Annotated in this window: 1 protein-coding gene; it reads right to left on the bottom strand. The window is 68.2% G+C overall.

All coding sequences use genetic code 11. The features are described from left to right. Positions 1-446, bottom strand: a 446-nt coding sequence (locus ACTQW0_RS08530; protein WP_441567788.1) for an IS3 family transposase, incomplete at both ends; no start/stop codon positions are given.

The following is a 446-nucleotide window of genomic DNA, read 5'->3' as shown; positions in this document are numbered from 1 at the left end:
CCTCCTCCTCATCCACCTCGGGACGAGCCCCTCCTCGCGCATGATGCGCCGGACGACCTTCTCGGAGACGCGCACGGGGTCGTCGAGCTCGCGGAGCCTGCGCACCACGAACCGGTAGCCGCGCGCGCCGTCGCCGTCCTCCAGGAACACCCGCCGCACGACGTCCCTCAGCGGCGCCAGGCGGTCCGGCCTGGCGATCGCGCGGCGCTGGTAGTCATAGGAGCTCCTCGATATCCTCAAGAAGCCGGTGAGTTCTCTCAAGGACCACTTCCCCGCAGGCCTCAGGCGGTCTATCACCAGGGTCTTCTCCCTGTTCGACATCCCGTCGAGGCTCCCGGCTTTTAAAACGTCCTGCACCGCCCTCAGCACCGCGTTCTCGAGCCTGAGCCGCTCGATCAGGGCGTCCTTGTCCTCCGGGTCGATGTCGGGGTAGTCGGGGCCGTCCC

The organism is Collinsella sp. LCP19S3_B7 (assembly GCF_052121795.1).
Classification (GTDB): domain Bacteria; phylum Actinomycetota; class Coriobacteriia; order Coriobacteriales; family Coriobacteriaceae; genus Collinsella.
Note: the sequence above shows the minus strand (reverse complement) of the source record. Positions and strands in the feature narration are given on the sequence as shown.